The organism is Micromonospora endolithica (genome assembly GCF_003626595.1).
In the GTDB taxonomy this organism is placed as follows: domain Bacteria; phylum Actinomycetota; class Actinomycetes; order Mycobacteriales; family Micromonosporaceae; genus Micromonospora; species Micromonospora endolithica.
Window position 1 is genome coordinate 274,543 of sequence record NZ_RBAK01000002.1, and the last position, 24,195, is coordinate 298,737.

The window sequence follows — 24,195 nt, forward strand, 5'->3', positions numbered from 1 at the left end:
CGTGTCCGTACTGGGAACCCTCACCCGCCGCGTCGGTCACCACCGCTGGTTCGGCGCCGCCGCCCGTCTGCTCGTCCCCGCCGACCGGTTGGTCGGCCGGCTCACCCGGGGCCGGGTGGTCGCGCTGGGACTCATTCCCTCGCTGGTCATCACGACCACCGGCCGCCGGTCCGGCAAACCGCGCAGCAACCCGCTGCTCTACGTGCCGGACGGCGACGGGTACGTGGTGATCGGCTCGAACTGGGGCCAGACCCACCAGCCCGGCTGGGCGATGAACCTGCTGGCCGAACCGGCCGCCGAGGTGGACGTCAAGGGCCGCCGGTTGTCGGTCCGCGCCGAGGTGGCCACCGGCGCCGAACGGGAACGACTGTGGCGGCTGCTGGTCGGCGAGTGGCCGGCGTACCGCACGTACGTCGAGCGGGCCGGCGGCCGGGAGATCCGGATCTTCCGACTGGTGCCAACCGGGCGCGGCGTGCCGGCCCGGCCGGACGGCCACGGCTAGGGTCGATGTCGAAGTCCCAGGCCGGCCTGCGGCGGGCCCGCACGACGACCGGGCGTGAGGTGAGCGGCGTGGACGTGCCCGACGAGGCGTACCGGGACGATCCACGGTGGAGGGTGGCGGAGCGGGTCGCCGACGCCGCGCGACGGCGCTTCACGGCGGACGTGCTGGCGGTGGCGGTGCACGGTCCGCTCGCCCACGGCGACGACGACGGTGGCGGCGACGGTGAGGTCGGTCTGCTGGTGGCCACCTACCGGTCCGGCGGCGGCCCGCCGGCCGCGACCCGCCGGGTGGACGGCGTGCTGGTGGACCTGACCGTCACCGCCGCCGACGACTACCTCCGCCAGGCCCGGGTGATCACGTCACTGTGGCCGCTGACCGCCGACCGCTTCGTCACCACCCGGGCCCTGCACGACCCGACCGGCTGGCTGCGCCGGCTGCGCGACGAGCACCTCGGCCGGCTGGCGCGGGCCCGCCCGGCCGAGTTCAGCACCGCCGCCCGCCGGGCCTGGTACCGGGGCAGCGCGGCGCACGCGCGGGCCGCCCGCCTCGCCGAGTGGTACGAGACCGACCAGGCGCTGCTGATGCTCGGCGAGGCCCGACTGGCCGCGGCGACGGTGCACGGCCTGCTCAGCCGCACCTACTTCCGCGACCCGGGCGACGCGGTCCGCCGGACCGGCCTGGCCGGCGCGGACATGACCGAGGTGGGCGCGGTGCTCACCCGGCAGGCCGAGGAACTGGCCGCCCGGGGACGCCCGGTCGACGGCACGGTGGACGACCTGCTCGACGGGTGACCGTCACAGCCCGCCCTGCACCCCGATCAGCGACCCGATCGCGTACGTGGCGGCGGCGGCCAACGCACCGAGCAGCAGCTGACGCGCCCCGCTGATCAGCCACGACCGGCCGGTGAACCGGGCCACCACCGCGCCGGCCGCGAACAGGCCGAACCCGCCGACGCCCAGCGCCAGCCACAGGCTGGTGGCACCGAACAGGTACGTCAGCAGCGGCACCAGTGCGCCGACCGAGAAGAACAGGAACGACGAGATCGCCGCCGCCCACGGGCTGGGCTGGTCGTCCGGGTCGACCCCCAACTCCTCCCGGACGTGCACCCGCAGCGCCTCCTCCGGGTTGCGTCGCACCGCCTCGGCGACCTGCACGGCGAGGTCCCGGGGCAGGCCCCGGGCCACCCACGCCTCGGCCAACTCGCGCGCCTCCGCCTCCGGGTGCCGCTCCAGTTCCCGCCGTTCCTTGGCCACCTCGGCGGCGACCTGCTCGTTCGCGGAACGGACGCTGGTGTATTCCCCCAGGCCCATCGAGATGGCACCGGCCACCAGGCCGGCGGTGCCGGTGAGCACGACGCTGCGCGGCGAGACCCCGCCGCCGCCCACGCCCGCGATGAGGGCGATGTTGGTGACCAGTCCGTCCATCGCGCCGAACACGGCCGGGCGCAGCCAGCCGCCGGACACGTCCGCGTGGTGCGCCTCGCGCAGCGCCGCCGGGGTGTCGGTCACGGCAGGGTCAGGATCTCGTGACCGTCCTCGGTCACCACGATGGTGTGCTCGAACTGGGCGGTCCACCTGCGGTCCTTGGTCACCACCGTCCAGCCGTCGTCCCACATGTCGTACTGGTAGGTGCCGAGGGTGATCATCGGCTCGATGGTGAACGTCATCCCCGGCTCCATCACGTCGGTGGGCCGCGGGCTGTCGTAGTGCGGCACGTACAGCCCGCTGTGGAACGCCTCGCCGATGCCGTGCCCGGTGAAGTCCCGGACCACGCCGTAGCCGAACCGCTTCGCGTACGACTCGATGACCCGGCCGATCACGTTGATCTGGCGGCCCGGGGCGACCGCCCGAATGCCGCGCATCATCGCCTCGTGGGTGCGCTCGACCAGGAGCCGCGCCTCCTCGCTGACCTCCCCCACACAGAAGGTGGCGTCGGTGTCGCCGTGCACGCCACCGATGTACGCCGTGACGTCGACGTTGACGATGTCGCCGTCGGCGAGCACCGTGGAGTCCGGGATGCCGTGGCAGACGACCTCGTTGACGCTGGTGCAGCAGGACTTGGGGAAACCCTTGTAACCGAGCGTCGACGGGTAGGCGCCGTGGTCGCAGAGGAACTCGTGCACCACCCGGTCGATCTCGTCGGTGGTCACCCCGGGCTTGCAGTGCTCACCGGCGAGCTGGGTCGCCTGGGCGGCCAACCGTCCGGCGATCCGCATCTTCTCGATCGTCTCCGGCCGCTGCACATGCGAGCCGCGCCATTGGCGCGGACCGGGCCGGCCCACGTACTCCGGTCGCGGGATGTGGGCGGGCACGGGACGCCCGGGGGAGAGCGTGCCTGGGGTCAGCGGCGCACGGACGGTCATGTCCCAAGCCTATCGCCGGGGGTCCGGGTGACCCGCGCCACCGCCCGCCGCGGCCGGTTGTTGCCCCGCCAGGTCGGCTGTGCCATGGTGTCTGCGTGGATCAAGGGGGCGCACCTCCCGTCTTCTCCGCCAGCGCGGAGCTCGACGGCGATCACCTCCGGGTACTGGTGACCGGCGAGGTGGACATGGCGACCGCCGACACCATGGTGCAGACCGTCCTGCGGGAGCCGGCTGCACGGGTCACGCTCGACCTGCGCGCGGTCACCTTCTTCGACTCGGCCGCCATCCACGCCGTGGTGCGGCTCGCCCAACAGTTCCCCGACGCGCTCGACGTGCTGCCGTCCCGGCAGGTGGGCCGGGTCCTGGAGATCTCCGGCCTGGGCGACCAGGCCTGGCTCCGCCCCGCCTGACCGCCTGCCGCGGGTGGCCGCCGGCACCCCGGCGGCACGCCGCCACGGGTCAGTCGCGCAACCGGCGGCGCAGCGTCAGTTCCGTGCCGTCCGGGGTACGACTGACCGACAGCTCCCCCAACGCCTGGATCAGCGCCAGGCCGCGCCCCCGGAAACCGCTACCGGTGGACTGCCGCCAGCGGCCGGTGTCCCGCACGGTAGCCACCACGGTCCGGTCCTCGATGGTCACCTCGACGACGATCGTCGGCTCGGCCGGGTCCACCGGGTGCTCGATGGCGTTCGCCGCCGCCTCGGACACCGCCACGGTCAGGTCGAACAGGTCGGTCTCATTGACCCGGTGGGCCACCAGGAAGTCCTCCAGCCGCTTGCGCAGCACGCTCAGCCGGGTCGGGTCGGCGGGCAGCCGCAGCGCGAACCGGTTGAGTTCGGCGGCCTCCAGGGCCAGCACCGCCACGTCGTCGCGCCGGGACCGTCCGGCGACCCGCTCGACGACCGCGTCGACCAGGTCGACCACGTGGTCGCCCGGTGTCGCCGCGTCGGCGCGCAACTGCGCCAGCGCCGCGTCGATGCCCTGCTTCCGGTCCTCGATGAGGCCGTCGGTGAAGAGCAGCAGCCGACTGCCCGGTGCCAACTGCCCCTCCGCCGTCCGGTAGACGGTGCCCGGAATGGCCCCGACCGGTGGACCGAGGGCCCGGTCGTGCAGGAACGCCACGTCGTCTCCTCGGATCAGAAGTGGGGACGGGTGACCGGCGCTGGCGTACCGCAGCCGGCCGGTGCGCGGGCTGAACCAGAGGCAGACGACGGTGGCGAAGGACCGGCCCTCGGTCGAGCCGACCAGCCGGTTCAGCCGGGTCAACGACTCACCGGGATCGAAGCCCTCCAGCACGTACGCCCGCAGCGCGTTGCGGAGCTGACCCATCGCGGCGGCGGCGCGGACGCCCTTGCCCACCACGTCGCCGATCACCAGGACCAGCTCGTCGTCGTCCAGCGCCACCACGTCGTACCAGTCGCCGCCGACCTCGACGTCGGCGCTGCCGGGCAGGTAGCGGCTGGCCACCACCGCGCCGGGCAGCTGGGGCAGGGAGCGCGGCAGCAGGCTGTGCTGGAGTGTCGTGGCGATGCGGTGCTCGGCCTCGTAGAGCTGGGCGTTCTCCAGGCGCACCCCAACCAGCCGGGCCAGTTGGGTGAGCGCCGCCTCGTCGGTGTCCGTGCCGTCGCCGTCGTGGCGCCAGACCCGCAGCTCACCGAGCTGGTCGCCGTCGGTGCCGGTCAGCGCCAGCACGAAGGACGGCTCGATGGAGGTCACCCCGCCGCCGTCCGCCTCGTACCGCGCGTCGGTCGCGCTGACCACCACCCGCGCGGCCTCGGCGAGGTTCAGCGCGTGCCGGGCGGCGACCTGGAGGACCTCCGAGGTGGAGCGGGCGGTGTTGACCGCGACCGCGGCGTCGGCGAGCGCCCGCAGCCGCCGGATGATCTGGCCGCGTAGCTGGCCCAGCTCGACGTTCGCCCGGACCCGGGCGATCAGCTCCTGGCCGGAGAACGGCTTGGTGAGGTAGTCGTCCGCGCCCACCGAGAGACCGGCGACCGCCTCGGCGGCGCCGGCGCGGGCGGAGAGCAGCACGATCGGCACGTGCCGGGTACGCGGGTCCGCCCGCAACGCCGCGACCAGACCGAAGCCGTCCAGCCGGGGCATCATCACGTCGGTGAGCACCAGGTCGAACCCGCCGTCGACGGCCAGTCGCAGCGCCTCCAGCCCGTCGGTGGCGGTCACCACCTCCCAGCTGGGCGCGAGCAGGCGGGTGACGTGTTCCCGCAGGTCGACGTTGTCGTCGGCGACCAGGATCCGGCCGGAGGTGCTCGCGTCGTCCGGCGCCGCGCCGGCCACCCCGGGGTCGGTACCGGCCCGCTTTCCGGTGGCCTGCTCCGCGCCGGCCCGGTTCCCGTCCGCCGAGCCGGAGCCGGTCCAGAAGGCGGTCTCCGCGACGTACAGCTCGGCCTGCGCCAACTCGTGCGCGCCCGCCGTCGTCACGTGGGTGACCCGGTCGGCCGGCAGGTGCGCGGACCCGAACGGCAGGGTCACCGTGAAGGCGCTGCCGTCGTCGACCCGGCTGGTCACGCCGACCTGACCGCCGTGCATCTCGACCAGCTCGCGCACCAGCGCCAGGCCGATCCCGGTGCCCTCGTGGGTCCGGGAGCGCACCCCGGGGACCCGGTGGAAGCGTTCGAATACGTGCGGCAACTCCTCCGCGACGATGCCGACACCGGTGTCGGCGACCGTCAACCGGGCCAACCCGTCGACCGTGTCGACCCGCACCCGGATCTCCCCGTCGAAGGTGAACTTCACCGCGTTGGAGACGAGGTTGAGGACGATCTTCTCCCACATGTCCCGGTCCACGTGCACCGGCGCGGACAGCGGCGGGCAGTCCACCACCAGCCGCAACCCGGCCCGCTCGACGGCCGACCGGAAGGTGCTGGCCAGTCGGGCGGTGTAGCCGGCCAGGTCGGTCGGCTGGTAGCGGGCCGCCAGCCGCCCGGACTCCAGCCGGGAGAAGTCGAGGACCGTGTTGACCAGCTTGAGCAGCCGCAACGCGTTGCGGTGCATCATGGTCAGCCGGTCGGTGTACGTCGCCGGCAGGGCCGGATCGGCGAGCATCTCCTCCAGCGGGCCGAGCACGAGGGTCAGCGGGGTCCGGAACTCGTGGCTGATGTTGGCGAAGAAGTTCGTCTTCGCCCGGTCCAGCGCGGCCAGTTCCGCCGCCCGGGCCCGCTCCTGCTCGTACGCCAACTGCTTGCCCACCGCGCGGGACAGCTGCGCGGCGGCCAGGTCGAAGAAGTGGCGGTAGTCCTCGGTGAGCGGCAGCCGGCGGGAGACCCCGACCACCAGCGAGCCGACCGTCTCGTTGGTGGCCGTCACCGGCAGCACCAGGGCCCGCTCGGCGGCGGCCGGTGGCACCCCGTCCACCAGATCGGCCGTCGCGACCGTGGCGGTCGCCCCGTCGACCGCGATCTCGGTGAGCAGCACCGGCGACGGCGCGACGACGGCGTCGGGACCCAGCCCGCTGGCCCCGGCCAGCGCGAAGCCACCCTCGGCGTCCCGGAGGTAGATCAACGCGAACGGCACGTCCGCCCGGTGCCGGTCGAACACCCGCGCGGCGGACCGCCCCAGCTCGGCCGTGCTGGCCACGTCGGCCAGTTCCCCGCCCAGCTCGGCCAGGGCCCGCAGCCGGCGCTCGCCGACCACCCGCCCGGTGGTCTCCGACACGATGCAGAAGATGCCGTTGACGCTGCCGTCGGCGTTCCGGATCGGGTCGTACGAGACGTCGAAGTAGACGTCCTCCAGGAAGCCGTGCCGGTCGATGACGAAGGGGTGGTCCTGGCCGTAGTAGGGCTCGCCGGTGCGGCGGACACCCTCCAGCACCGGCCCGAGGACGTCCCAGGTCTCCACCCAGTGCTCCCGGGCGGGCTGCCCCACCACCGCCGGGTGCTTCGTGCCGATGGTGGGCAGGTAGGCGTCGTTGTAGAAGGCGAGATGGTCGTCACCCCAGAACAGGGCGATCTGCGACCGGGAGGCGAGCATCGTGCTGACCGCGTGACACAGCGCCGAGGGCCAGGTCGCCGGGGCACCGAGCGAGGTGGTGGCCCAGTCGAAGGCGCGCAGTCGCTCACCCATCTCCCCGCCCGCGGCGAAGGCGGCGGCGAGCAACGGGGGCAACGACCGGTCGCCGGCGCCGACCAGGGAACTCCCCTGGTCCGCGCCCTGCTGGGCCGAGCTCATGCAGCCTCCCGCTCCGGCCGTACCCACCTCGCCCGATCGTCCACGGGCACGTCCCGCCGTGATCCATCCGGCGTGACCCGCCTTCTACCCCGGCGGACCAGCAACGTAACGCATTCGGGGCGGGAGGCGCTGCTTACCTCCACCGCACCGGACGGCCACCTGCCGTTCGCTCGCCCCCGCCACCGTGCGCCGCGGCCCACCCCGGACCCAGGCCTGTGACCTGCCGCACACCCCCCGCCCCGCCGCGTCGATCTGGGACTTGTCGGTGTCCCTGAAGATCAACAAGCGACGACAGCCCTAGATCGACGTCGGATGACGGTGCGGGGGCGGCGGGACGGCGGGCGGGTGGGGACGCGAGGTGGGGCGAGTGTGGGCTGCGGCGGCGCGGACCAGGGCGGTGATCGCGCGCGGGTCCGGCTCGTTCTCCGGATGCCACTGCACGCCGAGCAGGAACGGCCGGTCCGGGTCCTCGACCGCCTCCACCACACCGTCGTCGGACCAACCCGTCACGGTGAGCCGACCCGGGTCGGCCAGCGCCTGGTGGTGGTAGGAGTTGACCCGGTCCACCCCCGCCATCACCCGCCCGGCCAGGCTGCCCGGGACGAAGCGCGCCGGATGGTCCCCGTAGACCCCGGGCGCGGGCCGGTGCCCGTCGTGCCCCACCACGTCCGGCAGGTGCTGGTGCAGGGCACCGCCGGTGGCGACCGCCAGCAACTGCATCCCACGGCAGACGCCGAGCACCGGCAGGTCGGTGCCGAGCGCGGCGGTGACCAGCGTCAGCTCACCGGCGTCCCGGACCGGGCGGCTCTCGGTGCGCGGCGCGGGCAACTGGCCGTACCGGGCCGGGTCGACGTCCGCGCCGCCGGCCAGCAGCAGACCGTCGAGCACGTCGAGCACGTCCGGGTCACGGTCGTCGGGGGGCAGCACCACCGCCCGTCCACCGGCCGCGGTCACCGCCCGGACGTACGCCTCCGGCACCAGCACCGCCGGCACGTCGCGCCACACCGCCCAGCTCGCCGGCTCCGCGTACGCGGTGATCCCGATGACGGGCCTGGTCATAGGGGTGTCACGTAGGCGCCGGTGATGCCTCCGTCGACCACGAACTGCGCGGCGGTCATGAAGGACGAGTCGTCGCTGGCCAGGAACGCCACCGCGGCCGCGATCTCCTCCGGTTGCCCGAACCGGCCCATCGGCACGTGCACCAGCCGGCGGGCGGCGCGCTCGGGATCGGCCGCGAAGAGTTCCCGCAGCAGCGGGGTGGCGACCGGGCCGGGACACAACGCGTTGACCCGGATGCCCTCGCGGGCGAACTGCACCCCCAGCTCCCGGGTCATCGCCAGGACGCCACCCTTGCTGGCGGTGTACGCGATCTGCGACGTCGCCGCCCCCATCAGCGCCACGAACGACGCGGTGTTGATGATCGAGCCCTTCCCCTGCCGGCGCATGTGCGGGATGACGTGCTTGCAGCAGAGGTACACGCTCGTGGTGTTCACCCGCAGCACCCGCTCCCAGGCGTCCAGACCGGTCTCCAGGATGGAGTCGTCGTCCGGCGGCGAGATGCCGGCGTTGTGGAAGGCGACGTCCACCCGCCCGTGCCGGGCGACCACCCCGTCGAAGAGGTCCCGCACGGCCGCCTCGTCGGCGACGTCGGTGGCGACGAACTCGCCGCCCACCTCGTCGGCGGCCCGCTCGCCGGCCGCGGAGTCGATGTCCACGCAGACCACCCGGGCACCCTCGGCGGCGAACCGCCGTACGGTGGCCAGCCCGATGCCACTGCCGGCCCCGGTCACCACGGCCACCCGGTCTTGGAGACGACCCTGCACGATGCTCACTCCTCCGTGGCGATGAAGACGTTCTTGACGTCGGTGAAGGCGTGCAGCGCGTCCGGCCCCAGTTCGCGGCCGAGCCCGGAGCGCTTCATCCCGCCGAACGGCGTCCAGTACCGCACCGATGAGTGCGAGTTGACGCTGAGGTTGCCGGCCTCGACCGCCCGGGCCACCCGCAGCGCGCGACCCACGTCCCGGGTCCAGATCGAGCCGGACAGCCCGTACTCGGTGTCGTTGGCCAGCCGCACGGCGTCGGCCTCGTCGTCGAAGGGCAGCACCGACACGACCGGGCCGAAGATCTCCTCGCGCCAGTGCCGGTCGGCCGGGGACCCGGCGAGCAGCACGGTCGGGGCGTACCAGAAGCCGGGGCCGTCCGGGCGGGACCCGGTGAAGGCGACCCGCGCGCCGTCGACGTAAGCGGCGACCCGGTCGCGCTGGCCGGCGGAGATGAGCGGGCCCATCTCCGCGGTCTCGGCCGCCGGGTCCTCCACCCGCAGGGCGCGTACCGCGGGTTCGAGCAGCTCCAGGAAGCGGTCGTAGACCGGTCGCTGGACCAGGATCCGGGACCGGGCGCAGCAGTCCTGGCCGGCGTTGTCGAAGACCGCGTACGGTGCGGTGGCCGCCGCCTTCTCCAGGTCGGCGTCGGCGAAGACCAGGTTGGCGCTCTTGCCGCCCAACTCCAGCGTCACCCGTTTCACCTGCGCGGCGCAGCCGGCCATGATCCGGGTGCCGACCTCGGTGGAGCCGGTGAAGCACACCTTGCGCACGGCGGGGTGGGTGACGAATCGCTCGCCGACGACGCTCCCCGGGCCGGGCAGCACGGTGAACACACCCTCCGGCACACCGGCCTGCCGGGCCAGCTCGGCCAGCCGCAGCGCGGTCAGCGGGGTCAGCTCGGCGGGTTTGAGCACGACGGTGTTCCCGGCCGCCAGGGCCGGGGCGAATCCCCAGGCGGCGATCGGCATCGGGAAGTTCCACGGGACGATCACCCCGACCACGCCGAGCGGCTCGTGGAAGGTCACGTCCAGGCCGCCCGGCACCGGGATCTGCCGGCCGGTCAGCCGCTCCGGCGCGCCCGCGTAGTAGTCGAGCACGTCGCGGACGTTGCCCGCCTCCCAGCGCGCGTTGCCGATCGTGTGTCCGGAGTTGCGCACCTCCAGCGTGGCCAACTCCTCGACGTGGTCGTCGACGAGGGACGCGAACCGGCGCAGCAACCGCGCCCGGTCCCCCGGCGCGACGGCCCGCCACGTGTCGTAGGCCCGGGCGGCACGGGCGATCGCCGCGTCCGTGGCCGCCAGCGAGGCCCCCGCGACAGCACGAAGAACCTCCCCGGTGGCCGGGTTCACCACGTCCGTCACGCCACACCCCCGCGATCTTGCACTTCCGGTCGTCCATTTATGACGGTACGCGGCATTCGCCGCGACAGAAAGCGCAAGATCGCGGAGGAGTCGGCGCGTTCACAGGCGTTCGAAGCCACGTTTCAGTTCCCAGTCGGTCACCGCCGCGTCGAAGGCGGCCAGCTCCACCCGGGCCTGGTTGGCGTAGTGGGCCACCACCTCGGGGCCGAACGCCTCCTCGGCCACGCCGGAGGCTTCCCACAGGGCCAGCGCGTCGCGCAGCGTGCCGGGGACCCGCTCGGCGGTCGCGTCGTCGTACGCGTTGCCGGTGCACTCGTCGCCCAGCTCCAACTCCCGCTCGATGCCGTGCACCGCCCCCGCCACCAGGCCGGCGATCGCAAGGTAGGGGTTGACGTCGGCGCCGGGCACCCGGTTCTCCACCCGCATGCCCTGTCCGTGCCCGACCAGCCGCAGCGCGCAGGTGCGGTTGTCGGTGCCCCAGCGCAGCGCGGTCGGCGCGAAGGAGCCGGGCTGGTAGCGCTTGTAGGAGTTGATGTTCGGGGCGAACAGCAGGCTGAACTCCCGCATCGTGGCGAGCAGTCCGGCCAGCACCCGCTGCCCGGTGACGCTCAGGTGCGCCGGCCCGTCACCGAGCATCGCCGAGGCGCCCGCGGCGTCCCGCAGCGAGAAGTGGATGTGGCAGGAGTTGCCCTCCCGCGCGTTCGGCTTGGCCATGAAGGTGAGCGACACGCCCTCCTGCGCGGCGATCTCCTTCGCCCCGTTCTTGTAGATCACGTGGTGGTCGGCGCAGGTCACCGCCGCGTCGTACCGGAAGGCGATCTCGTGCTGGCCGAGGTTGCACTCCCCCTTGGCGCTCTCCGGGGTGAGCCCCGCGCCGGCCATCTCGGTGCGGATGCGGCGCAGCAACGGCTCGACCCGGGCGGTGCCCAGCAGCGAGTAGTCCACGTTGTACTGGTTGGCCGGGGTCAGGTCCCGGTACCCGTTACGCCACGCCTCCTCGTACGAGTCGCGGAACAGCACGAACTCCAGTTCGGTGCCGGCGTACGCGGTCAGGCCGTGCGCGGCCAGCCGGTCCAGCTGGCGGCGGAGGATCTGCCGGGGCGAGGCCACCACCGGGCCGGAGCCGTCCAGCCACTCCAGGTCGGCCAGGAGCAGCGCGGTACCCGGCTGCCACGGCACCCGACGCAGCGTGGCCAGGTCCGGCACCATCGCGAAGTCGCCGTAACCGCGCTCCCAGCTGGACATCGCGTAACCGTCGACGGTGTTCATGTCCACGTCGACGGCGAGCAGGTAGTTGCAGCCCTCGCTGCCGTTCGCGACCACCTGGTCCAGGAAGAAGGGGGCGTGGAAGCGTTTGCCCTGTAGCCGCCCCTGCATGTCGACCAGGGCGAGCACCACGGTGTCGATCTCGCCCTCAGCGACCGCGACCCGCAACTGTTCCAACGTCAACGGCGTTCTGCTCATCAGCGGGTCTCCATCACCAAGGTCTACTCGCTCCCGCGATCACCGTCAATGCTCCGCCGCCGACCGAGGAGTTCCTGATGCGTCGACACGTCGTCTTCGCCGTCGCCACCACGCTCGCCGTCGCGCTGGGCGCCGTCCACGCCCAGGCGACCGAGGCGCCGCCGCCGACGCCGGTCCGGGCCGCGCACCAGCCGCCGCCCGCACCGGCGGCGCCGGCCGCGGTACGACCGTTCGCCCCGGCCCGCTCCGGCGGGCCGATGAGCTGGCCGGAGCCGGGCGGGTACGACTTCGACCGGCCACAGGTGGTGGCCACCGGGCTGGCGGTGCCGTGGGGCCTGGACTTCCTGCCCGACGGCAGCGCGCTGGTCGCCCAGCGGGACCTCGGCACCGTACTGCGGATCCGGCCGGGCCGGCCGCCGCGCCAGGTCGCCCGGATCCCCGGGGTGGTCGCCGGCGGGGAGGCGGGCCTGCTCGGCCTGGCGGTCTCCCCCACCTTCCGGCGGGACCGGCTGGTGTACGTCTGTTTCACCACCGCCTCGGACGTACGGGTGATCCGGTTCCGGTTGGGCCGGCCGTCGTCCACCCAGGTGATCCTCAGCGGGCTGAACCGGGCCACGGCCCACGACGGCGGCCGGATCGCCTTCGGGCCCGACGGCATGCTCTACGTCGGCACCGGCGACGCTTTGATGCCGGGGCTGGCCCAGGACCTGAACAGCCGCAACGGCAAGATCCTGCGGATCCGTCCGGACGGCGCGGTTCCGCCCGACAACCCGTTCCCCGGCTCGGCGGTCTACAGCTGGGGCCACCGCAACGTGCAGGGTCTCGCCTGGGACCACGCCGGTCGCCTCTTCGCCAGCGAGCTGGGCGCGGGCCGGTGGGACGAGGTGAACCGGATCGTGCCGGGCGGCAACTACGGCTGGCCGGTCGTCGAGGGCTTCAGCACCGACCCCCGGTTCCGGAACCCGGTCCTGGTCTGGACACCCGCCGAGGCGTCCCCGAGCGGTGCCGCCTTCGCCGCCGGCACGCTCTACGTCGCCGCGCTGCGGGGACAACGGCTGTGGACGGTGCCGGTCGACGACGCGGGACAGGTGGGCGTACCCGTGGCCGAACTGGTCCAGACTTACGGCCGGCTCCGGACGGTCGAGCTGGCCCCCGACGGCTCCCTCTGGGTGGCCACCAGCAACACCGACGGCCGGGTGACGCCCGGTCCGGACGACGACCGCATCCTGCGATTCCCGCCCGGCGGACGGACGCCGCAGCCTCCGGTCCTGCCGCTCCGCTGACCCCGCCGCGGTCCCGCCCCGTGCGGCGGGGCCGGCGGCCGGGACCGGTCAGGCCGGCTCGTCGGCGGGTGCGGCGGGCGCGGGGCGCGGGCTCGGCAGATCGACGGTACGCACCGGGCCGGCGAACCACTTCCGGGCCGACAGCCACCACCAGGACCCGACGCCGAGCAGCACGCCGCCCACCGCGAGCGGGGCGTAGTTCACCGCCGACCAGGTGAAGTCCGGGTTGCCGGGCACCCCGGCCGGGACGATCGGCAGGACGAAGTACACCGAGATCACCGCGATCTCGACCACCGCGATCCAGCCGAGCACCTTGTACTTCCGGCCGAGCGTCCACGGCCCCGGCTCGAACCGGTCGCCCATCCGCAGGCGCAGCGCGATGGGGATGACGAACGACAGGTACAGGCCGATCACCGCCACCGACACCACCGCGTAGAAGGCGACCGGGATGCCGGCCGAATTGGGGAACAACGCCGGCAGGGTGAGCACCAGTCCGGCGACGGTGGCGCCGATGATGGCGTTGACCGGCGTGCCGTTGCGGTCCACCCGCGACCACAGCCGCCAGCCGGGGACCGCCCGGTCCCGGCTGAAGGCGTACGCCATCCGGGACATCGAGGTGACGCAGCTCATCCCGCAGAAGAACTGCCCGATGGTGGAGATGATGATGACCGTCTTGAAGAAGAACGGCGTCAGCGCCGACTCGAAGATCGCCCCGGAGAAGCCGCCGGCGGCGTTGACCGCCTCGACGTCGGTGGCGGCGAAGAGGAAGGCCAGCAGCAGGATCCAACCGCCGATCGCGGAATAGAAGATCGACCGCCACAGTCCCCGCGCGGCGGCCTGCGAGGCGCCCCGTGTCTCCTCGGAGACGTGCGCGCAGGCGTCGAAGCCGGTGATCGTGTACTGGGTGAGCAGGAAGCCCAGCGGAAGCACGTAGAACCAGAACGTCAGGCCGCCGGTGTCGCCGTCGGCGAAGCCGGAGTTGTTGAACCGCTCGGTGAAGACGAACCCGAAGCTCTGGTGGTCGTCCGGGACGAACACCAGGATGCCCACCACGACGGCCGCGCCGGCCACGTGCCACCAGACCGAGACGTTCTGGAGTACGTCGATGATCCGGTGCCCGAAGATGTTGATCAGCCCGTGCAGCACCAGGATGATCACGAAGAGGCCGAACGCCTGCCGCAGCGTGCCCTCCCACCCCTCGAACAGCGCGGACAGGGTGAGGTTGAGAAACGTCGCGCAACCGTAGTCGACCGACGCGGTGACCGCGATCAGCCCGATCAGGTTGAGCCAGCCGGTGAACCAGCCGTGCACCGGCCGGCCCATCCGCGCCGCCCACCAGTAGATCCCGCCCGCGGTCGGGTACGCGGACACCAGCTCGGACAGGCAGAAGCCGATGATCAGGATGAACAGTGCGATCAGCGGCCAGCCCCAGGACACGGCGACCGGTCCACCGTTGTTCCAGGCCTGCCCGAACGTCGTGAAGCACCCGGCCAGGATGGAGATGATCGAGAAGGAGATCGCGAAGTTGGAGAAGCCACTCCACTTCCGGTGAAGCTCCTGCTGGTAGCCCAGTTCGGCGAGCCGGCGGGCGTCGTCGTCCATGGGTTGCTCGGCGGTCGACGCGGGCGTGGTGGCCACTGCACACCTCCTGGCGGCGATTCCCCGGTTCCGGGTCCGCAAAGTGTCGTCCCGCCGATCAAGGTGGTCAATGCGTTGGCCGGGGATTCGCGCTAATTGCGTTGCCGGCCATACCCGCCACGCCGCATCCTTGACCTCGTGACCAGGCCCGCTTCGATCGGGCCGGCCGCCGGGCGCTCGGCAACGCCCGGCACCACGGCGGCGCGGGGCGCGCACCTCTCTCTCACCCGCACCCGACGGGTGCCCCGCGCCGCCGTGCCTCCGCAAGCGAGCGGGAAGAGCGGCATCAGGCGAAGAGCAGGCCCAGCACCCACACCCCGGCGATGACGACACCGGCGGAGAACTCGATCAGCATGGCCAGGCCGGCCGCGGCGAGCGCCTGCTTCGTGGCCGGCCAGGCGAGCTGGTTGCTGCCCAGCCGCAGCCGCTCCGCCGCCCACAGGCCGCCGACGAAGCCGATCACCAACCCCACCACCGGGATCACGAAGAAGCCGACCAGGCCGAGCAGCCCTCCGGCGAGCAGCGACGAGGTGGGCACCCCGGTTCGTTTGAGGTTGCGCCCCGGCCAGGCGTACTTGACCACGGTGCCACCGGCGGCGACCACGGTGGCGGCGGCCAGCACCGCCCACCGGGCCGGACCGGCGGAGCCGAAGACCGCCCAGACCAGCACCCCACCCCAGCAGAGCGGCAGCGCCGGCAGGCCCGGCACCACCACGCCGGCCAGTCCGGCGAGGATGGCGACGGCGGCCACCATCGACACCACCGCCTGCGAGTCGGTCAGGCTCATCCGGGCTCCTCCGCTGCCCGCAGCCGGGCGGTGATCTCGTCGGCCGGGGCCGGCGCGCCGAAGAAGCGCCCCTGTCCGGTGTCGCAGCGCAGTGAGCGCAGCCGTTCGGCCTGCGCCCCGGTCTCCACCGCCTCGGCGGTGACCCACAGTTCCAACGCGTGCGCCAGGCGGACCAGCGCGTCCACGATCCGCTCGTCGCGGTGGTCGGCGGACAGCTCGGAGGAGTCGCCGCGGATCCCCTCCACGAACGGCCCGGCCAGTTTCAGGCAGTGGATCGGCAGCCGGCGCAGGTAGGCCAGGTTCGAGTACCCGGTGCCGAAGTCGTCGATCGCCAGGCGTACGCCCAGCGCGGCCAGCCGGTGCAGCGACCGCAGCGGCTCCCCGGCGGTGCCCATCACGGCGCTCTCGGTCAACTCCAGTTGCAGCAGGTCGGCGGGGAGACCACTGCACTCCAGCGCGTCGGCGACCACGTCCACGATGGCCGGGTCGTCGGCCTGCCGGGCGGCCAGGTTGACGCTGACCACCAGCCGGGCCTGGGGGAACTGCCGGCGCCACGCCTCGGCGTCGTGGCAGGCCCGGCGCAGCACCCACTCGCCGAGCCGGACGATCAGCCCGGTCTCCTCGGCCAGCCCGATGAACCGGTCCGGGCCGATCAGTCCCAGCTCGGGGTGCTGCCAGCGGACCAACGCCTCGACGGCCAGCATCGTGCCGCCCAGCAGGGACACGATCGGCTGGTAGTGCAGCACGAACTCGCCCCGCTCCAGGGCGGCCGGCAGTCCGGCGACCAGCTCCGAACGGGCGATGTCGCGGGCACTGCGCTCCGGGTCGTAGACCGCCCACCGACCGCGGCCCTCCGCCTTCGCCCAGTAGAGCGTGGTGTCGGCGGCCTTCATCAGCTCCGAGGCGCTGGTCTGGTCGGCCGGGCACTCGACGACGCCGACGCTGGCCGACACGGCGAGTTGCTTGTCGCCCACGGCGACCGGGGCGGAGACCGCGGCGAGGGCCGCCTCCGCGACCGCCGCCACGTCGTCGATGCCCAGGCCGCCGTCGACCAGGATGACGAACTCGTCGCCGCCCATCCGGGCCACCAGGTGACCGCTGGCGGCCACGCACTCGGCGAGCCGCCGCGCGATCACGACCAGCAGCCGATCGCCGAGGTCGTGGCCGAGACTGTCGTTGACCGCCTTGAACCCGTCCAGGTCCAGGAAGCACACCCCGACCCGTCGACCCGGCCGGGCGGTGTCCAGGACCGTGCCCAGCGTCTCGAAGAACAGCGTACGGTTCGGCAGCCCGGTGAGCGGGTCGTGCAGCGCCTGGAAGCGCAACCGCTGCTGCAACTCGTACCGCTGGGTGATGTCCTCGATCATCGCGACGGTGAAGCGGGGCCGGCCGTCGTCGTGGCGGACCAGCGACACGGCCAGGTCGGTCCAGACGACAGTGCCGTCCTTGCGGTAGTAGCGCTTCTCCACCCGGGCGGTGTCGTGCTTGCCCTCGATCAGTTCCTGGTACAGCTCCCACATCCCGGCCGCGTCGTCCGGGTGGAACAACGCGGCGACGTTGATCTGGCGAAGCTCGTCGGTGCTGTAGCCGAGCATGTCGGCGAACGCCTGGTTGACGTCGATGATCCGCCCGTCGATGCCGGCGATGCCGATGCCGATGGCCGCGCCGGTGAAGACCGCCCGGAACCGCGCCTCGCTGTCGCGCAGCGCCTGCTCCACCTCGTCGCGCGCCTGCCAGGCCGACCGCGCGATCCGCTCCTGCTGCGCGAACGTGCGGTCGCGCAGGGCGCGGGCGAAGCCGGCGGCGAGCCCACCCTGCAACGCGGCCACCCGCTCCGCCGAATCCGCGACGTGCGCGGCGTCGGGCAGCATCCGGGTGAGCAGACCGTCGCCGAGCGCCGCCACCGACCAGTCCAGCACGGCGGGATCGGTCAGGTGCGCCTCGATCAGGGCGCGGCCGACCTCCTCGGCCGGGCGGGCCGAGAAGGGCACGGCGAGCAGCGCCTCGGCCAGCCGGACGGTGTGCAGGTACAGCAGCCGCTCGGTCTCGGCCGCGCTGAGCGGCACGAAACCGAGGCGGCGTACGGCACGGGCCCATTCGGCCGCGAATTCCTGGACGCCCGCCCAGCTGGCGTCGTGCCCACCGGGATCTCCGAGGGCGGCCACGGGATCAGCCGGGGTGCTCGTCGTACCGGGCGACGCCGCCGAACGCGCCGAACCGTTCCGGGTTCGCGTCCACGTCGGACGGTGCGTCCGGACGCCAGAGCGGCATGTGCACCACACCGGGTTCCAGGATCGTCCAGTCGCCGAAGAAGCCGGTGACCTCGGCCCGGGACCGCAGGGTGATCTCGGTGTCGGTACGCGCGGAGAGCCGCTGCGCGTCCAGCATCTCCTGCGGCTGGTCCTCGAAGGTGGAGTGCGAGATGACCAGGTAGCTGCCGGGCGCGGCGGCGGACCGGAGGGTGCGCAGGATCTCGCCGGGCCGGTCGGTGTCGCCGACGAAGTGCACCACGCCGGCGAGCAGGATGCCCAGCGGGCGATTGAAGTCGAGCAGGCCCAGCTCGCGGGCCTCGGCCAGGATGCGCTCCGGCTCCCGCAGGTCGCCGTGGATCACCCCGGTCAGCTCGTTGCCGGCCAGCAGCTCCCGGCTGTGCGCCACCGCGACCGGATCGATGTCGACGTAGACGACCCGCGCCTTGGGGTTGGCGCCCTGGGCGACCTCGTGCACGTTGCCCACGGTGGGGATGCCCGAGCCGATGTCGAGGAACTGGTCGATGCCGTTCTCCAGCAGCACCCGTACGGCGCGACGGAGGAAGTCCCGCCCGGCCCGCATGGTGGCCGCCAGGTTCGGGGTCATGCCGGCGATCTGCTCGGCGAGCTGCCGGTCGATCTCGAAGTTGTGCGCGCCGCCGAGGAAGTAGTCGTACACCCGGGCCGCGCTGGGCCGGGAAAGATCGATCTCGGCGGGAAGTCCGTCCGGCATCTGCACTGCGTTACCCCAAGTCTCGCCGCGGTGTGGTGCTGACCACTCTAGGCCCGCCCCGCAGCGCTGCGGGAGGTGCCCATCCGTCCCTTTTCCACCGGCGGTGGAACCCGACGACGCAGCGGAACCGGACGGTCACCCGGTGCCGCGACGCGCGCCGGCCCGGGTGTCAGGAGGGGCTCTCCAGCAACAGTGAGATGCCCTGGCCGACGCCGACGCACATGGTGGCCAGGGCCCGCCGGCCGCCCCGTCGGCGCAGTTCCAGCGCGGCGGTCAGCGCCAGCCGGGCGCCGCTGGCACCGAGCGGGTGGCCCAGCGCGATGGCGCCGCCGTTGGGGTTGACGTGCTCCGCGTCCTCCGGCAGGCCCAGCTCACGCAGCACCGCGACGGCCTGCGCGGCGAACGCCTCGTTCAGCTCGACCACGTCGACGTCGCCGATCGCCAGGCCACGCCGGTCGAGCAGCTTCCGGGTGGCCGGCACCGGCCCCATCCCCATGATCCGGGGCGGCACGCCGGCCGCCGCCGCGCCACCGATGCGGGCCAGCGGGGTCAGGTCGTACCGCGCGACCGCCGCCGCGGAGGCGACCAGGAGCGCGACCGCGCCGTCGTTGACGCCGGAGGAATTGCCGGCGGTGACCGTGCCGCCGGCCCGGAACGGGGTGGGCAGCGCGGCGAGCTTCTCCGGCGAGGTCTCCCGGGGATGCTCGTCGACCTCGACCAGCGCCGTCTGCCGCCGTCCGGCCGGCACGGTCACCGGCACGATCTCCTCGGCGAACCGCCCGCCGGCCTGGGCCTTCGCCGCGCGTTGCTGCGAGCGGTAGGCGAACTCGTCCTGCTCGGCCCGGCCGACGCCGAACTCGGCGGCGACGTTCTCCGCGGTCTCCGGCATCGAGTCGACGCCCCAGCCCTGCTCCATCAACGGGTTGACCAGCCGCCACCCGATGGTGGTGTCGTACATCTCGGCGGCGCGGGAGAACGCGCTGGTCGCCTTGGGCACCACGAACGGGGCCCGGCTCATGCTCTCCACCCCGCCGGCCACCACCAGGTCCGCCTCGCCGGCCACGATCGACCGGGCCGCGCCGGCCAGGGCGTCCAGGCCGGAGCCGCAGAGCCGGTTCACCGTGCTGCCCGGCACCTCCTGCGGGAGGCCACCGAGCAGGGCCGCCATCCGGGCGACGTTGCGGTTGTCCTCGCCGGCCTGGTTGGCGCAGCCCAGCACCACGTCGTCCACCCGGGTCCAGTCCACCGACGGGTGCCGCGCCACCAGCTCGCGGATCACGTGCGCGGCCAGGTCGTCGGGGCGTACGCCGGCCAGGGCGCCGCCGTACCGGCCGATCGGGGTGCGGACACCGGCCACCAGGTACGCCACGGTCATCGCGAGATCCTTCGGGGTGGGAAGGGCGGGGTGGGAGCGGCCACCGGGTCGCGGGGGACGCCCGGCCGCCAGGATATCCGTGCCCCCGGCGGATAGGTTGACCACATGGCCCGGCCCGAGTTCAGCGCAGAGACCAGCGGCGGCGGCGCGTTCGTGCGCCAACCCAACCGGTTCACCGGCCGGGTCACCCCGCACTCCACGTCCCCGGAGGGCGGCGGCCCCGACGACGAGGGCCGGTGGCCACTGGAGGCGGGCCGCTACCGGCTGATCTGGTGCCGCGCCTGCCCCTGGGCGCACCGGGCCCGGATCGTCCGGACCCTGCTCGGGCTGGAGGACGCGATCTCGCTGGGCACCGTCGACCCGATCCGGGACGAGCGGGGCTGGCGGTTCGCCCTCGACCCGGACGGCTTCGACCCGGTGCTCGGCATCGGCTTCCTCTCCGAGGCGTACCTGGCCACCGACGGTGACTACACCGGCCGGGTCACCGTGCCGGCGCTGGTCGACACGGTGACCGGGCGGGTGGTCACCAACGACTATCCGCAGCTCACCCTGGACCTCTCCACCGAGTGGCGGCGGCTGCACGCCCCGGACGCGCCGGACCTCTACCCGGTCGAGCTGCGCCCGGAGTTGGACGCGCTGATGGCCGAGATCCACCGGGACGTCAACAACGGCGTCTACCGGTGCGGCTTCGCCACCTCCCAGGTGGCGTACGACGAGGCGTACCAGGCGTTGTTCGCCCGGCTGGACGCGCTCTCCGAGCGGCTGTCCGGCCGGCGCTACCTGATGGGAGACGCGATCACCGAGGCCGACGTGCGGCTGTTCACCACCCTGGTCCGCTTCGACGTGGCGTACCACGGGCACTTCAAGTGCAACCGGAACAAGCTGACCGAGATGCCGGTGATGTGGGCGTACGCGCGGGACCTGTTCCAGACCCCGGGCTTCGGCGAGACGGTCGACTTCGACCACATCAAGCGGCACTACTACGGCACCCACCGGCAGATCAACCCGTCCGGCGTGGTGCCGCTCGGCCCGGACCTGTCCGGCTGGACCACCCCGCACGGGCGTGGCTGACCGGCGCGGGGGCGCCCCCACCGCCACCACGCCACGGGGTGGCCCGACCGCGCCCCGGGCGGCCGTCGCGTCGGCCGCCGCCGGCAGCACCCTCGCCGGCGCGGTGGCGGTGGCCGTCGCGGTGGTCGCCGGTCCGGGTCCGGGGCTGACCGGGTACGTCAGCGAGGCGGGCGTCACCGACAGCCCGTACGCCGCCGCGTACCGCCTCGGGGTCTTCGCCCTGGCCGCCGGGGTGCTGCTGCTGGCCGCGGCGCTGCCCCCGGCGGCGCGGGTGGCGGCGACGCTGCTCGCCGCCGGCAGCGTCTTCGCGCTGGTCTCCGGTGCGGTGGCGTGCAGCGAAGGGTGCCCGCTGCCGCCCTACGAGCAGGCCACCACGGCGGATCTGGTGCACGGCGGGGCGAGCATCGCCGCGGTGGCCGCGATCGTGCTCGCGATGGTGGCGCTGGTCCTGCTCCCCGGCGCGCCGACCGCGCTGCGCAGGGTCGCCGCGGTGGGTGCCGGGGTGGCGCTGCCGCTGTCCGGCGTCACCGCCCTGGTGCTGGTCCTGGTCGGGCGGGGCGGTCTGATCGCCGGGCTGGAACGCCTCCTGCTGCTGACCTGCGTGCTCTGGGGCGTCGCCACCGCCACCACCGTCGCCCTGGGCGGGGGTAAGGAAGGGCCCCTTGTTAACGCCTCCGGTAGAGGAAGGGTCCCTTCCTAACGCCTGTAAGGAGCGTCACCGATAGCACTCCTTTCGGCAGCGCGGCGTGCCGGAGTAGCGTCGGGCGGCGATGACCAATGTCTGGCACCTCACCGTGCGCCTGTACGTCGATCTCCGACTGCAGGCCAGCGGCGTCTGTCCGGCGCAGCCGCTCTCCTGACGCTGCCCGTTCCGACCCCGACAGACCTGGACACCTCCCCATGCCCTCCGCCCTGCGCAAGATCCCCTTCTCCGTGCAGATCCTGGCCGGCCTCGTCCTCGGCGTGGCACTCGGCTTCATCGCCCGCGCCAACGACCTGAGCTGGCTCGCCAGCACCCTCGACACCGTCGGCGGGCTCTTCGTCCAGCTGCTCAAGCTGGCCGTACCGCCGCTGGTCTTCACCGCGATCGTGGTCAGCGTGGTCAGCCTGCGCGGCGTCGCCAACGCCGCCCGGCTGGCCCTGAAGACGCTGCTCTGGTTCGGCGTCACCGCTCTGATCGCGGTGAGCATCGGCATCGGCCTCGGCCTGCTCACCGACCCGGGCCGCGGCGTCAACCTGGACACCGCCGGGGCCACCGCCCCGGAACGGACCGGCTCCTGGACCGACTTCCTCACCGGCATCGTCCCGACCAACCCGGTCGGCGCGTTCGTCGAGGGCAACGTGCTCCAGATCGTCTTCCTCGCCCTGGTCGTCGGTGCCGCCGCCCTGCTCGTGGGCCCGGCCGCCGAGCCGTTCGTCGCGCTCAACCGCTCCCTGCTGGAGATCGTGCAGAAGGCGCTGTGGTGGGTTATCCGGCTCGCCCCGATCGGCACGCTCGGCCTGATCGGCCACGCTGTCGCCTCGTACGGCTGGGACCTGGTGGCCCCGCTGGCCAAGTTCACCACCGCCGTGTACGTCGGCTGCGCCATCGTGCTGTTCGTGGTGTACCCGCTGCTGCTGGTGACCGCCGGTCGGCTCAACCCGCTGCGCTTCTTCGCCGGCGCCTGGCCGGCGATCGAGCTGGCCTTCGTCTCCCGCTCCTCGGTGGGCACCATGCCGGTGACCCAGCGCTCCGTCGAGCGCCTCGGCGTCCCCCGCGAGTACGCCTCCTTCGCGGTGCCCTTCGGCGCCACCACCAAGATGGACGGCTGCGCGGCGATCTACCCGGCCCTGGCGGCGATCTTCGTGGCGCAGGTGTTCGGGGTTCAGCTCGGCGTCACCGACTACCTGCTGATCGCCTTCGTCTCGGTGGTCGGCTCGGCCGCCACCGCCGGCCTGACCGGCGCGATCGTGATGCTCACCCTGACCCTCAGCACGCTGGGCCTGCCGCTGGCCGGTGTCGGCCTGCTGCTGGCGATCGACCCGATCCTGGACATGATCCGCACCGCCACCAACGTGGCCGGGCAGGCTCTGGTCCCCACGCTGGTCGCCGCCCGCGAGGGCACCCTCGACCGGGACGCGTACGAGGCCGCCGGCCGGCGGGACATCACCGAGCCGGTCGGGACCGACCGGCAGCCGGCCCGGGACCAGGAACTCGTTCCGGTACCGGCCTGAGGATCGTGCTCCGCGGCGGGGCCCCTCCCGGGCCCCGCCGCATCCCTGCGGAGAGGATGGCGACATGAGTTCCCTGTTCACCCCCCTGGCGCTGCGCGCCGTGACGCTGCCCAACCGGGTCGCGCTGGCCCCGATGTGCCAGTACTCCGCCGGTCCGGACGGCCTGCCCACCGACTGGCACCTGGTGCACCTCGGCACCCGTGCCGCCGGCGGCGCCGGGCTGGTCCTGACCGAGGCGACCGCCGTGGTCCCCGAGGGGCGGATCAGCCCGCAGGACACCGGGCTGTGGTCCGATTCGCACGTCGACGCCTGGCGGCCGGTGACCGCGTTCGTCGCCGCCCACGGCGCGGTGCCCGCGGTGCAGCTGGCGCACGCCGGGTTCAAGGCCTCCACGTACCGGCCGTGGGCACCGCGCCGTGGCGGCGTACCCGACGCCGAGGGCGGCTGGACGCCGGTCGGCCCCGGCACCGCGCCGTTCGTACCCGACTACCGGGTGCCGACCGCCCTCGACGAGGCCGGCATCGCCGGCGTGATCGAGGCGTTCGGCGCGGCGGCGACGCGGGCCGTCGACGCCGGGTTCGCCGCCGTGGAGATCCACGCCGCGCACGGTTACCTGCTGCACGAGTTCCTGTCCCCGCTGACCAACCACCGTGACGACGCCTGGGGCGGCGACCGGACCGGCCGGATGCGGCTCACCCTGCAGGTCGCCCGCGCGGTCCGCGCGGCGGTCGGCGAGGACGTGCCGGTGCTGGCCCGGATCTCGGCCACCGACTGGGTCGACGGCGGCTGGACGGTCGAGGACAGCGTGGCGCTCGCCGCCGAACTGGCCGGCGCCGGGGTGGACCTCGTGGACTGTTCCTCCGGCGGCGCGTCGGCCACCGCGAGCGTCCCGGTCGGCCCCGGCTACCAGGTGCCGCTGGCCGCCCGGGTACGCCGGGAGGCTGGCGTGGCCACTGGCGCTGTCGGCCTGATCGTGGAGCCGGAGCAGGCCGAGGCGATCGTCGCCGGCGGCGAGGCCGACCTGGTGCTGCTCGGCCGCGAACTGCTCCGCGACCCGTACTGGCCGCACCGCGCCGCCGCCAAGCTCGGCGCGGCCGCCTCCTGGCCCGCCCAGTACACCCGCGCCCTGTAGGGGCTGCTCCGCGACC

20 protein-coding genes are annotated in these 24,195 nt (G+C 73.4%); 8 read left to right on the top strand and 12 right to left on the bottom strand.

Translation table 11 applies throughout. The features are described 5' to 3' along the window. Window position 1: 1 nt before the first annotated feature. Window positions 2–502 carry a nitroreductase family deazaflavin-dependent oxidoreductase gene (locus D7223_RS07165; protein ID WP_120726298.1) on the top strand — a complete coding sequence of 167 codons (501 nt, stop codon included), beginning with the start codon at window positions 2–4 and terminating at the stop codon, window positions 500–502. Between the two features lie 5 nt (window positions 503–507). Beyond that, window positions 508–1,293 carry a nucleotidyltransferase domain-containing protein gene (locus D7223_RS07170; protein ID WP_238161707.1) on the top strand — a complete coding sequence of 262 codons (786 nt, stop codon included), beginning with the start codon at window positions 508–510 and terminating at the stop codon, window positions 1,291–1,293. A gap of 3 nt (window positions 1,294–1,296) precedes the next feature. On the opposite strand, the gene D7223_RS07175 is transcribed toward D7223_RS07170, so the two are convergent. Both D7223_RS07175 and map read right to left on the bottom strand, forming a co-directional pair. After that, entirely contained in the window at window positions 1,297–2,010 is a 714-nt protein-coding gene (locus tag D7223_RS07175; RefSeq protein WP_120726300.1) for a VIT1/CCC1 transporter family protein, read from the bottom strand. Further along, a complete protein-coding gene (map, locus tag D7223_RS07180; protein WP_120726303.1) occupies window positions 2,007–2,864 on the bottom strand; it encodes a type I methionyl aminopeptidase in 858 nt (285 codons plus the stop codon). The genes D7223_RS07175 and map overlap by 4 nt, the downstream gene beginning before the upstream one ends. A 95-nt stretch (window positions 2,865–2,959) precedes the next feature. Between map and D7223_RS07185 the strand changes: the two genes are divergently transcribed. Continuing rightward, window positions 2,960–3,274: an STAS domain-containing protein gene (locus tag D7223_RS07185; RefSeq protein ID WP_186832254.1), complete on the top strand. Its 315-nt coding sequence runs from the start codon at window positions 2,960–2,962 to the stop codon at window positions 3,272–3,274. Window positions 3,275–3,323: 49 nt separating this feature from the next. Here the strand turns inward: D7223_RS07185 and D7223_RS07190 are convergent, their stop codons facing one another. The 5 genes from D7223_RS07190 to D7223_RS07210 form a co-directional block, all read right to left on the bottom strand. Further along, window positions 3,324–7,049, bottom strand: coding sequence for a SpoIIE family protein phosphatase (locus D7223_RS07190; RefSeq protein ID WP_120726307.1), 3,726 nt, complete (start codon window positions 7,047–7,049; stop codon window positions 3,324–3,326). A 297-nt stretch (window positions 7,050–7,346) separates the two neighbouring features. Further along, the gene (locus tag D7223_RS07195) at window positions 7,347–8,108 is read right to left on the bottom strand and encodes a gamma-glutamyl-gamma-aminobutyrate hydrolase family protein (protein ID WP_120726310.1); all 762 of its coding nucleotides are present in this window, start codon (window positions 8,106–8,108) and stop codon (window positions 7,347–7,349) included. Further along, the gene (locus tag D7223_RS07200; RefSeq protein WP_120727074.1) at window positions 8,105–8,872 is read right to left on the bottom strand and encodes a 3-oxoacyl-ACP reductase; all 768 of its coding nucleotides are present in this window, start codon (window positions 8,870–8,872) and stop codon (window positions 8,105–8,107) included. Before D7223_RS07200 ends, D7223_RS07195 begins: the two co-directional genes overlap by 4 nt. Before the next feature lie 5 nt (window positions 8,873–8,877). Continuing rightward, complete coding sequence (locus D7223_RS07205) at window positions 8,878–10,224, bottom strand: aldehyde dehydrogenase family protein (RefSeq protein ID WP_425325876.1); 1,347 nt, start codon at window positions 10,222–10,224, stop codon at window positions 8,878–8,880. 108 nt (window positions 10,225–10,332) lie between these two features. Beyond that, window positions 10,333–11,697, bottom strand: coding sequence for a glutamine synthetase family protein (locus D7223_RS07210; RefSeq protein WP_120726314.1), 1,365 nt, complete (start codon window positions 11,695–11,697; stop codon window positions 10,333–10,335). Window positions 11,698–11,774: 77 nt separating this feature from the next. Between D7223_RS07210 and D7223_RS07215 the strand changes: the two genes are divergently transcribed. After that, window positions 11,775–12,980, top strand: coding sequence for a PQQ-dependent sugar dehydrogenase (locus D7223_RS07215; protein ID WP_120726317.1), 1,206 nt, complete (start codon window positions 11,775–11,777; stop codon window positions 12,978–12,980). A 48-nt stretch (window positions 12,981–13,028) separates the two neighbouring features. Here D7223_RS07215 and D7223_RS07220 read toward each other — a convergent pair whose 3' ends face one another. From D7223_RS07220 to pcaF, 5 genes are all read right to left on the bottom strand, one after another. Beyond that, window positions 13,029–14,618: an amino acid permease gene (locus tag D7223_RS07220; protein ID WP_120726319.1), complete on the bottom strand. Its 1,590-nt coding sequence runs from the start codon at window positions 14,616–14,618 to the stop codon at window positions 13,029–13,031. Window positions 14,619–14,904: 286 nt separating this feature from the next. Next, window positions 14,905–15,405 (bottom strand): DUF456 domain-containing protein, encoded by a 501-nt coding sequence (locus D7223_RS07225; protein WP_120726321.1) that lies wholly within the window; start codon window positions 15,403–15,405, stop codon window positions 14,905–14,907. Then, a complete protein-coding gene (locus D7223_RS07230) occupies window positions 15,402–17,570 on the bottom strand; it encodes a putative bifunctional diguanylate cyclase/phosphodiesterase (RefSeq protein WP_120726323.1) in 2,169 nt (722 codons plus the stop codon). The genes D7223_RS07225 and D7223_RS07230 overlap by 4 nt, the downstream gene beginning before the upstream one ends. A gap of 4 nt (window positions 17,571–17,574) precedes the next feature. Beyond that, complete coding sequence (locus tag D7223_RS07235; protein WP_120726325.1) at window positions 17,575–18,393, bottom strand: SAM-dependent methyltransferase; 819 nt, start codon at window positions 18,391–18,393, stop codon at window positions 17,575–17,577. 163 nt (window positions 18,394–18,556) lie between these two features. Continuing rightward, window positions 18,557–19,762, bottom strand: coding sequence for a 3-oxoadipyl-CoA thiolase (pcaF, locus tag D7223_RS07240; RefSeq protein ID WP_120726327.1), 1,206 nt, complete (start codon window positions 19,760–19,762; stop codon window positions 18,557–18,559). A 105-nt stretch (window positions 19,763–19,867) separates the two neighbouring features. Here pcaF and D7223_RS07245 point away from each other — a divergent pair, with 105 nt between their 5' ends. The 4 genes from D7223_RS07245 to D7223_RS07260 all read left to right on the top strand — a co-directional run bounded on the left by D7223_RS07245 (window position 19,868) and on the right by D7223_RS07260 (window position 24,179). After that, complete coding sequence (locus D7223_RS07245) at window positions 19,868–20,833, top strand: glutathione S-transferase family protein (RefSeq protein ID WP_120726329.1); 966 nt, start codon at window positions 19,868–19,870, stop codon at window positions 20,831–20,833. Further along, window positions 20,826–21,533, top strand: coding sequence for a DUF998 domain-containing protein (locus tag D7223_RS07250; RefSeq protein ID WP_120726331.1), 708 nt, complete (start codon window positions 20,826–20,828; stop codon window positions 21,531–21,533). Before D7223_RS07245 ends, D7223_RS07250 begins: the two co-directional genes overlap by 8 nt. Before the next feature lie 212 nt (window positions 21,534–21,745). Then, entirely contained in the window at window positions 21,746–23,047 is a 1,302-nt protein-coding gene (locus D7223_RS07255; protein WP_238161750.1) for a dicarboxylate/amino acid:cation symporter, read from the top strand. Between the two features lie 64 nt (window positions 23,048–23,111). Continuing rightward, window positions 23,112–24,179 carry an NADH:flavin oxidoreductase/NADH oxidase gene (locus D7223_RS07260; RefSeq protein ID WP_120726336.1) on the top strand — a complete coding sequence of 356 codons (1,068 nt, stop codon included), beginning with the start codon at window positions 23,112–23,114 and terminating at the stop codon, window positions 24,177–24,179. The last annotated feature ends 16 nt before the right edge of the window (window positions 24,180–24,195 follow it).